This window comes from Micromonospora globosa (assembly GCF_000717585.1).
GTDB lineage: Bacteria > Actinomycetota > Actinomycetes > Mycobacteriales > Micromonosporaceae > Micromonospora > Micromonospora aurantiaca.
On record NZ_JNZR01000038.1, the window covers coordinates 78,039 to 88,375 of the forward strand.

A 10,337-nucleotide genomic window follows, 5' to 3' on the forward strand; every position below is an offset into this window, starting at 1 on the left:
CCGAGCCGGGAGGAGCGAAGATCTGTCTCTGCAAGGAAACAGGTCGGGTTCCATCCCGGCTCACGAGCCCCGGGCGCGCCAACGCCCGGGGCTCGTTGCTTTCGTCAGCTGCAGCCGCTGGTGGAGCCGCAGCCCTCGCAGACGTAGCAGCTACCGGCGGGCCGCATCTTCGTGCCGCAGGTGAAGCAGAGCGGCGCGTCGGCGGCCTTGCCGATCACGGCCTCCAGCAGTTCGGTGCTGGAACCCACCGACGGCGCGGGCTTCACCGCCGCGGCGTCGGCCATCTCCTGCGCCGGCTGCGCGATCGGGCCGGTCTTCGGCTCGGGCGCCTCGACCGGGGCGGAGGCGGCCATCGCGGTGAGGTCCGCACCGCTCGCCTCCGCCTCCGCCTCGGCCCGGAGTTGGGCGGCGCGCTCCTTGGCGGTGAAGATGCCCAGCTCGGCGCGGCGGTCGTACGGCAGGAAGTCCAGCGCCAGGCGACGGAAGATGTAGTCCATCACCGAGGCGGCCATCCGCACGTCCGGGTCGTCGGTCATGCCGGCCGGCTCGAAGCGCATGTTGGTGAACTTGCTGACGTACGTCTCCAGCGGGACGCCGTACTGGAGACCGATGGAGATGGCCACCGAGAAGGCGTCCATCACACCGGCCAGGGTCGAGCCCTGCTTCGACATCTTGAGGAAGACCTCGCCGAGGCCGTCGTCCGGGTAGGACGAGGCGGTGAGGTAGCCCTCCGCGCCGCCGACCGAGAAGGAGACCGTCTGCGACGGGCGCTTCTTCGGCAGCCGCTTGCGCACCGGGCGGTACTCGACGACCTTCTCCACGACCTTCTCGACCTCGGCGGCCGGGGCCTGCGTCTCGGCGGTGGCCTTGTTCGGCTTGGCGGCCGACAGCGGCTGGCCGACCTTGCAGTTGTCCCGGTAGATCGCCAGCGCCTTGAGGCCGAGCTTCCAGCCCTCGAAGTAGATCTTCTCGACGTCCTCGACGGTGGCCTGCTCCGGCATGTTCACCGTCTTGGAGATGGCGCCGGAGATGAACGGCTGGACGGCCGCCATCATCCGCACGTGACCCATCGGCGCGATCGAGCGCTCGCCCATGGCGCAGTCGAAGACCGGGTAGTGCTCCGGCTTCAGGCCCGGGGCGTCCACCACGTGGCCGTGGTCGGCGATGTGCTCGACGATCGCCTCGACCTGCTCCTCGGGGTAGCCGAGGCTGCGCAGGGCGCGCGGCACGGTCTGGTTGACGATCTGCATCGAGCCGCCGCCGACCAGCTTCTTGAACTTCACCAGTGCCAGGTCCGGCTCGACACCGGTGGTGTCGCAGTCCATCATCAGGCCGATGGTGCCGGTCGGGGCGAGCACGCTGGCCTGCGAGTTGCGCCAGCCGAACTTGTCACCGAGCTTGTTGCCCAGCGTCCACTGCTTGGTGGCCTCGCGCTGCACGGCGGTGGCCACGGTGCCGGTCGCCTTGATCGCGTCGTTGGCGGCGGCGTGCTTGCGCATGACCCGCTTGTGCGGCTCGGCGTTGCGGGCGTAGCCGTCGTACGGGCCGACGATGCCGGCCAGCTCGGCGGAACGGCGGTAGGCGGTGCCGGTCATCAGCGAGGTGATCGCGGCGGACACCTCCCGGCCCTGCTCCGAGTCGTACGGCAGGCCGGAGGCCATCAGCAGCGCGCCCAGGTTGGCGTACCCGATGCCGAGCTGCCGGTAGGCGCGGGTGGTCTCACCGATCTTCTCGGTCGGGAAGTCGGCGAAGCAGATCGAGATGTCCATCGCGGTGATGACGAACTCGACCGACTTGACGAACTTCTCCACCTCGAAGCCGCCGTCGGCGCGGAGGAACTTCATCAGGTTCAGCGAGGCCAGGTTGCACGAGGAGTTGTCCAGGTGCAGGTACTCCGAGCACGGGTTCGACGCGGTGATCCGCCCGGTCTCCGGACAGGTGTGCCAGTCGTTGATGGTGTCGTCGTACTGCAGGCCCGGGTCGGCGCACTCCCAGGCCGCCTGGGAGATGGTGTGGAACAGCTTCTTGGCGTCGATCGTCTCGATGGTCTGCCCGTCGAGCCGGCCGCGCAGGTCGAAGCCGCCGCCGTTCTCCACCGCGGTCATGAACTCGTCGGAGACGCGGACCGAGTTGTTGGCGTTCTGGTACTGCACGCTGACGATGTCGGCGCCGCCCAGGTCCATGTCGAACCCGGCGTCCCGCAGCGCGCGGATCTTGTCCTCCTCGCGCGCCTTGGTCGCCACGAACTCCTCGATGTCCGGGTGGTCCACGTCGAGGATGACCATCTTCGCCGCGCGCCGGGTGGCGCCACCGGACTTGATGGTGCCGGCGGAGGCGTCCGCGCCGCGCATGAAGCTGACCGGACCGGAGGCGGTGCCGCCGGAGGAGAGCAGCTCCTTCGAGGAACGGATCCGGGAGAGGTTGACCCCGGCGCCGGAGCCGCCCTGGAAGATCCGCCCCTCCTCCTTGTACCAGTCGAGGATCGAGTCCATCGAGTCGTCGACGGAGAGGATGAAGCAGGCGCTGACCTGCTGCGGCGACGGCGTGCCGACGTTGAACCACACCGGCGAGTTGAAGCTGAACACCTGGTGCAGCAGCATCCAGGTCAGCTCGTGCGCGAACACCTCGGCGTCGGCCGGGGTGGCGAAGTAGCCGTACTCCTCACCGGCGGTGCGGTAGGTCTCGACCACCCGGTCGATCAGCTGCCGCAGCGACCACTCCCGCTCCGGGGTCCCCACCGCGCCCCGGAAGTACTTGGTGGTCACGATGTTCGCCGCGTTCACCGACCAGGACTCGGGGAACTCCACCCCGCGCTGCTCGAAGTTGATCGAGCCGTCCCGCCAGTTCGTCATGACGACGTCGCGGCGCTCCCAGGCGACCTCGTCGTAGGGATGCACCCCCTCGGTCGTCCAGACGCGCTCGATCTTCAGCCCCGCCCCGGCCTTGTTCCGTGACTTGCTGGTCGTCACGCCCTCGCCCCCCTCGTCGGCAACGGTCACCCACCGCGCCTCGTGTACCTGTCAGAAACCCGTGAATGTCAGCTGATCGCGCCGGCGGCGTCCGCCGCACCGGCACCGGCGCCCTCCCGGGCGCGCGCGGCGGCCCGCAGCGTCTCGATCTCGCGCTCGAAGTCGGCGAGCGAGTCGAAGGACCGGTAGACGCTGGCGAACCGCATGTAGGCCACCTCGTCGAGGTCACGCAACGGGCCGAGGATGGCCAGGCCCACCTCGTGGCTGGGGATCTCGGCCGCCCCCTTGGCCCGCACGGTCTCCTCGACCTTCTGTGCCAGCAGCGCGATCGAGTCGTCGTCGACCGGGCGCCCCTGGCACGCCTTGCGCACCCCACCGATGATCTTCGTACGGCTGAACGGCTCGGTCACCCCGCTGCGCTTGACCACCGCGAGCACCGCCTCCTCGACGGTGGTGAACCGCTTGCCGCACTCCGGGCACGACCGTCGCCGCCGGATGAGCTGGCCGTCGTCGGCCTCCCGCGAGTCGACCACCCGGGAGTCGGCGTGCCGGCAGTACGGACACCGCATTCGCCCGACCTCCTCCGTCGATCGCGGGCACACCTACCGGCTCCCGGGCACGCGTCGACACGGCGGGGCCATCGTCCGATGACCGTCGCCGAGTGCGCGGTGCGGGAGTGCGTTCGGTAGTCGAACCCAACCTGTAGGCAACTTACGCCCGTGTGACTACTACATCTAGGGGTCGACCGTATGCCGAACCCCAAGCGAGGTCAAGTTGGCGGGCGTGTCCGGCGCGTCATCAGGATCACGCCCGGCACGACGCCACCGAGGAGCCCAACGGACGGCCTCCCGTGCTAGTCACGGGCAGCCGGGATAGAACATCCGTTCGAGCGGCGTACTCTTCTATCAGAACACCAGTTCGGAAATCCAGGAATTCGGCGCGACACGCCGACAGCAGGTCGTACAGATGTTTGAAAATGGCCGATCTCACCTATACGGTCAGACCACACGCACCACGAGCCGACGAGGCACCCCAGCGCCGACCAGGGAGGGACGGACGTGACCGAGGACCGGGCCAGCCGGCAGAAGAACCCGCAGCCGAACGACGGGGCGGGTCCTCCGGCGACCCGTCGCCCCCGCACCGCCCGCAGCCGCACCGCCCCCGCGGCGGTGCGTCCGGTCACCCCGGTGGTGAGCAGCTTCCCCGACCCGGCGACCGTCGACCTGACCGCCCGGCAGCGGCGGATCCTGGAGTTCATCCGCAACTGGGTCGAGCGCCACGGCTACCCGCCGAGCGTGCGCGAGATCGGCGAGGCGGTCGGGCTGGTGTCCCCGTCCAGCGTCGCCTACCAGCTCAAGGAGCTGGAGAAGAAGGGCTTCCTGCGCCGCGACCCGAACCGTCCGCGCGCCGTCGACGTCCGCGCGCCGGGCGAGGCGGACGACGAGGCGGCCCGCGCGCAGCGGCCCGCCCCGGCGTACGTGCCGATGCTGGGCCGCATCGCCGCCGGTGGGCCGATCCTCGCCGAGCAGGCGGTGGAGGACATCTTCCCCCTCCCCCGCGAGCTGGTCGGCGAGGGCGAGGTCTTCATGCTCCAGGTCAAGGGCGACTCGATGCTCGACGCGGCGATCTGCGACGGCGACTGGGTGGTCGTCCGGCAGCAGCCGAACGCCGAGGTCGGCGACATCGTGGCCGCCATGCTCGACGGTGAGGCGACGGTGAAGACCTACCGGCGGCGGGACGGGCACGTCTGGCTGATGCCGCAGAACCCGGCCTTCGACCCGATCCCCGGTGACGACGCCACCATCATGGGCCGCGTGGTGGCGGTCCTGCGCCGCATCTGACCGACAGCAGCGAAAAGGGGTGACCGTCGCCGGTCACCCCTTTTCCGTGTCGTCTCAGTAGCGATCGCCGCGGTACTCCCGGCCACCGCCGGACACCGGGCCGTACCGGCCCTGGTCGTCGTAACCGTCGCGACGCCCGCCACGCGGCTCCTGTCCGCGGCGCGGCGGCTCGGCCCGGCCGCCCTCTGCGCGCGGCCCGCCGCCGTTCGGCTGGCCGCGGTATCCGGCCCCGCCCGGGCCGCCGCCGTAGCCGCCACCCGGGCCGCCACGACCCGGACTGCCCTGGCCGCCGCCACCCGGGCCGCCACGACCGGGACCGCCCTGGCCTGCGCCCGGTCCGCCCTGGCCTCCGCCGCCGTAGACGCCGCCTCCGCGCCCTCCGCCGCCGGCCGGGGCTCCGCCGCCGCCGTAGACGCCGCCGCCCTGCGGACGGCCCGCGCCCGGAGGACGGCCACCGCCCTGGCCGCGACCGCCGTCCTGAGGGCCGCCACCGTACACGCCGCCGCCTTGCCGGCCACCGCCGTAGACACCGCCGGACGCCGGGCGGTCGCCGTTGGCCGCGCCGCCGTAGACGCCGCCCTGACCGCCGCCGTAGACACCGCCGCGCGGGGCGTCCGGCCGTTCGCCCGACGGGAAGCCGTTGTTCACCGGGAACTCGCCGCTGCGCTCGGGCTCGTCGACCGGCGCCCGGGGCGCCGGCTTGCGCCGCGCCCGCAGGATGCCGAAGACGCCCGCGCCGACCAGAAGCGCGCCGAGCACCCCGACGGCCGCGATCAGGTACGTGATCTCGTCGAGCGAGAGCCCTTCGAGCCAGGACTTCTCGGCGGACGCCTTGGTCTCGGCCTTGCCGCCGTTCGGCAGCGCCTCGGCGCCGGTGGTCGACGGGGTGTAGCTGAGGATGTCGATCGGATCCGACTCGTCGAGCGTGCCGCCGTCGGAGACGGTGACGAACGTCTTGCCGTCCGGCGTGTAGGAGATCGCCTCGCCGAACGGGTCGGCCAGCGGGGTGACTCGGGGCTTCCCGGTGGTGATCGCCTTGACGAGGTCGCCGCCGGCCACGTCGAACTCGAACGCGTCGGCGTACGTGCGCAGCACGACCTTGCTGCCGTCGGGCGAGCGGGCGGCGCCGGTGACCAGCGCCCGCCCGGGCGAGCCGAACTTGTTCTCGGTGTTCGTCTTCGGGAGCGTGACCTCGCCGACCTTCTTCATCGGGATCGGCTCGGTGTCACCGCTCGCCTTCAGCTTCACCGTCGGGGTGAAGATCTCCGACTTGCCGGAGAGATCCTTGGTGATCACCAGCGGCATGTTGTCGTCGCCGACGAGCAGGGCCTCCGCGTCGTGCGGCTCCTTGCCCGGGTAGCTGAGCCGGTGCAGCACCGGCTGCTTCGAGCCGCTCAGCGGCATCGTCCAGACCGCGACCCGCTCCCGGCGCGTCTTCTTCTCCACGTTGTCGCCGGTGTCGGCGATCCAGAGGGTCTTGCGGTCCGGGCTGAGCGCGAGGTCCTCGGTGTCGAGCGGCCCGTCACCGGAGTAACGGACCTCCTTGTCGACCTTGCACTTGGTGTCCAGGTAGAAGACCCGCTTGCGGCTGGGGTCGTCCGAGCCGTCGTTGATCACGACGTACCCGTTGCTGGTGGCCACCAGACCGGACAGCTCGCGGAGGCGATTGTCCTCGACAGTGCACTTCTTCTTGGGAGCCGCGGCCAGCACGGGGGCCGCGGCGGGAGCCGCCGGGGCCGGCCCGGCCGGCGCCACGACCGCGCCGACCAGGCCGAGCGCGAGCGTGACCGAGGAGACAACGTGCCGCATGACGCTCAGTGTCGCACGGCGCGGGTTTCCGGCGGGTGACGCCGGACGGCTCACCGCCCGGCGCCCACCCGCTCGTCGCTGGTCAGCCGGTCACCCGCCCGGTACGGCGCGAGTTCCGCGGCCAGACCCTCGCTGACCCGCACGTGCACCAGCGTGCCCTCGGGCAGGTGCGCGGTGCTGAGCACCTCACCCTGCCGGTGCACCCGGGAGACCAGGTCACCCCGGTCGTACGGGAGCACCGCGCGCACCTCGACCGCAGGCCGGGGCAGCCGCCGCTCGACGGCCTCGCGCATCTCGTCGATCCCGCGCCCGCTGTGGGCGGAGACGAAGACCGCGTCCGGCCAGAGCCGCTTGAGCCGCAGCATCGTCTCCTCGTCGGTGGCGTCGGTCTTGTTCACCACCAGGAGTTCCGGCAGCCGGTCCGCGCCCACCTCGGCGAGCACCTCGCGTACCGCCCGGACCTGCTCCTCCGGGTCCGGGTGGGTGCCGTCGACCACGTGCACGACCAGGTCGGCGTCGGCGACCTCCTCCAGCGTCGAGCGGAACGCCTCGACGATCTGGTGCGGCAGGTGCCGGACGAACCCGACCGTGTCGGACAGCGTGTAGAGCCGGCCGTCGGACGTGGTGGCCCGGCGGGTGGTCGGGTCCAGCGTGGCGAACAGCGCGTTCTCCACCAGCACACCCGCACCGGTCAGGCGGTTGAGCAGGCTGGACTTGCCGGCGTTGGTGTAGCCGGCGATGGCCACCGCGGGAACCGCGTTACGGGTACGCCGGGCGCGCTTGGTCTGGCGTACCGTCGCCATGCTCTTGATCTCGCGGCGCAGCCGCGCGATGCGGTGGCGGATGCGCCGCCGGTCGGTCTCCAGCTTGGTCTCACCGGGACCACGCAGACCCACGCCACCGCCGGCGCCACCGCCGCGGCCGCTACCACCGGTCTGCCGGGACAGCGTCTCACCCCAGCCGCGCAGGCGCGGCAGCAGGTATTCGAGCTGGGCCAGCTCGACCTGCGCCTTGCCCTCCTTGCTCTTGGCGTGCTGGGCGAAGATGTCGAGGATCAGGGCGGTCCGGTCGACCACCTTGACCTTGGTGCGCTGCTCCAGGTTGCGCAGCTGCGACGGCGACAGCTCACCGTCGCAGATGATCGTGTCGGCACCGGTGGACAGCACTACCGCGCCCAGGTCGTCGACCTTGCCGCGGCCGATGTACGTGGCCGGGTCGGGCCGGTGGCGGCGCTGGATCAGCCCTTCGAGCACCTGCGAACCGGCCGTCTCGGCCAGCGCCGCCAGCTCGGTGAGGCTGTTGTCGGCGTCGGACTGGGTGCCCTCGGCCCAGACCCCCACGAGGACGACCCGCTCCAGCCGGAGCTGACGGTATTCGACCTCGGTGATGTCTGTGAGTTCGGTGGAGAGGCCGGGGACCCGCCGCAGCGCCTGCCGCTCCGACAGCTCGTACTCGCCGGTGGTGGCGTCGAACTCGTCGTCGGTGTAGGGATGGAAGGTCTCCTGCTCGCGCAAATGCGTCTCCTGTCCGTTTTGGGCAACGCCGAGAATTTTCGGCGCGTGACAGCAATCCTGACATGTGACAACGCCGGACGCACCTGTGTTATGCCCGTGACGCTACCGACGGGTAGCGGGGGCGGATGCCGGGCGACCTGGGCGGGCGAGTAGAAATGCCAGTCGAGCCGCTCAGCGCCGACGGAGGAGTTTCTCGTGGCCAACACCCGACTGCCGAGTGCCGGATTCTCCATCACCATCCGGATCGCGGTACCCGCCGACGCCTCCTCCATCGGCCGGCTCACCACCGCCGCCGGTGAGGCCGGGGCCATCGTCACCGCGCTGGACGTGGTCGACTCCGACCCCGCGCACGTGATCGTCGACCTCACCTGCGACACCGCCGACGCCGGCCACGCCGACCAGGTCGTCGACGCGCTCACCGCGCTCGACGGGGTGGACGTCCGCAAGGTCTCCGACCGCACCTTCCTGCTGCACCTCGGCGGCAAGATCGAGGTCACCCCGAAGGTCGCGCTGCGCACCCGCGACGAGCTGTCCCGCGCGTACACCCCGGGCGTGGCCCGGGTCTGCATGGCGATCGCGGAGAACCCGGCCGACGCGCGCCGGCTCACCATCAAGCGCAACACCGTCGCCGTGGTCAGCGACGGCACCGCGGTGCTCGGCCTGGGCAACCTCGGGCCGGCCGCGTCGCTGCCGGTGATGGAGGGCAAGGCGGCGCTGTTCAAGCGCTTCGGCGGGGTGGACGCCTGGCCGGTCGTGCTGGACACCCAGGACACCGACGAGATCGTGGCGATCGTCAAGGCGATCGCGCCCGCGTACGGCGGCATCAACCTGGAGGACATCGCCGCGCCGCGCTGCTTCGAGATCGAGGCCCGGCTGCGCGAGGCCCTGGACATCCCGGTCTTCCACGACGACCAGCACGGCACCGCGATCTGCGTGCTGGCCGCGCTCACCAACGCGCTGCGCGTCGTGGGCAAGCAGCTCGCGGACGTCCGGGTCGTGGTCTCCGGCGCCGGCGCGGCCGGCACCGCGATCATGAAGCTGCTGCTGCGCCAGGGCGTGGGCGACATCATCGCGTACGACCGCCAGGGCGCCCTGCACCGCGGACTGCCGGACCTCAACCCGGCCTGGCAGTGGCTGGCCGAGAACACCAACAAGGAGAACTACTCCGGCGACCTGGCCGGGGCGGTACGCGGCGCGGACGTGTTCATCGGTGTGAGCGCGCCGAACCTGCTCACCGGCGAGGACGTCGCCGCGATGGCGAAGGACTCGATCGTCTTCGCGCTCGCCAACCCCGACCCGGAGGTGGACCCGCGGGAGGCGCGCAAGTACGCCGCGGTGGTCGCCACCGGCCGCTCGGACCAGCCGAACCAGATCAACAACGTGCTCGCCTTCCCCGGCGTGTTCCGCGGCATGCTCGACGCGCACGCCGAGGAGTTCACCGAGGAGATGGCGCTCGCCGCCGCGCGGGCCATCGCGGACGTGGTCGGCGAAGACAAGATCAACCCGACGGTGATCGTGCCGAGCGTCTTCGACTCCCGGGTCGCCCCGGCCGTGGCCGCCGCGGTACGGGCCGCCGCGCAGAACCCGGCCGCTACGCCGGCCCCGGCGGCCGACCCGGGCCCGGCCGACCTCCCCGAGATCGCCGCCAACGCCAGCGCCACCCCCTGACGCGTTCCTTCCGCTCGCGGCACCCTCTCGCGGGGCAGCGCCCTCGCGGGTCGGCACCTCCTCGTCTTGCCAGGGGGACCTGTTCGCGGGGCAGCGCCTTCGTGCGGCGCCCGCCCGAGACACACCTCAAGCGCGCGTGTACCGGGCAAGCGCACGGGTTCTCAGCACCCGCATCGTCAGGTGTCCCCGGCGCGTCCACGCGAGATCTTGGAAGGAAATGGCCCTCATAGGGGCCCGAATCTTCCAAGATCCCCAACAGCCCCGAAGTGGCGGCATCATCACCCTTGATCAACACCAGTTCCCCGAAGTGGCGGCATCAGAGGCTCCGCGATATGACCACTTCGCCGAGCTGGTGTTGATCACGCTGGGCGGCCGTGCGCCGGCGGAAGCGGGGGCCACGGCTGCCAGGGCCGCCGACACCACTCACCATGCGCGTGTTGACCAAGGAGTTCGCGTCACCGAAGCACCGGGAATCCGCCACAAACTCCTTGATCACGGGGGCGGGAGGGCGGGCGGCACCGGGCGGGGGCGGGGCG

6 protein-coding genes are annotated in these 10,337 nt (G+C 71.2%); 2 read left to right on the forward strand and 4 right to left on the reverse strand.

All coding sequences use genetic code 11. The features are described from left to right. Positions 1-104 precede the first annotated feature (104 nt). Both IF06_RS0128030 and nrdR read right to left on the reverse strand, forming a co-directional pair. Positions 105-2,999, reverse strand: a complete 2,895-nt coding sequence (locus IF06_RS0128030; RefSeq protein ID WP_013284752.1) for a vitamin B12-dependent ribonucleotide reductase — start codon at positions 2,997-2,999, stop codon at positions 105-107. Positions 3,000-3,037: 38 nt separating this feature from the next. After that, on the reverse strand, positions 3,038-3,538 hold the full coding sequence (gene nrdR, locus IF06_RS0128035) for a transcriptional regulator NrdR (protein ID WP_013284751.1): 501 nt from the start codon (positions 3,536-3,538) through the stop codon (positions 3,038-3,040). A 489-nt stretch (positions 3,539-4,027) separates the two neighbouring features. Here nrdR and lexA point away from each other — a divergent pair, with 489 nt between their 5' ends. Then, the gene (gene lexA / locus IF06_RS0128040; protein ID WP_013284750.1) at positions 4,028-4,810 is read left to right on the forward strand and encodes a transcriptional repressor LexA; all 783 of its coding nucleotides are present in this window, start codon (positions 4,028-4,030) and stop codon (positions 4,808-4,810) included. A gap of 54 nt (positions 4,811-4,864) precedes the next feature. Here lexA and IF06_RS0128045 read toward each other — a convergent pair whose 3' ends face one another. Beyond that, positions 4,865-6,619: a hypothetical protein gene (locus IF06_RS0128045; RefSeq protein WP_030274591.1), complete on the reverse strand. Its 1,755-nt coding sequence runs from the start codon at positions 6,617-6,619 to the stop codon at positions 4,865-4,867. A gap of 50 nt (positions 6,620-6,669) precedes the next feature. Further along, on the reverse strand, positions 6,670-8,133 hold the full coding sequence (gene hflX / locus IF06_RS0128050) for a GTPase HflX (protein WP_030274593.1): 1,464 nt from the start codon (positions 8,131-8,133) through the stop codon (positions 6,670-6,672). A 195-nt stretch (positions 8,134-8,328) separates the two neighbouring features. Here hflX and IF06_RS0128055 point away from each other — a divergent pair, with 195 nt between their 5' ends. Next, positions 8,329-9,801: an NAD-dependent malic enzyme gene (locus tag IF06_RS0128055; protein ID WP_013284747.1), complete on the forward strand. Its 1,473-nt coding sequence runs from the start codon at positions 8,329-8,331 to the stop codon at positions 9,799-9,801. Positions 9,802-10,337 lie beyond the last annotated feature (536 nt).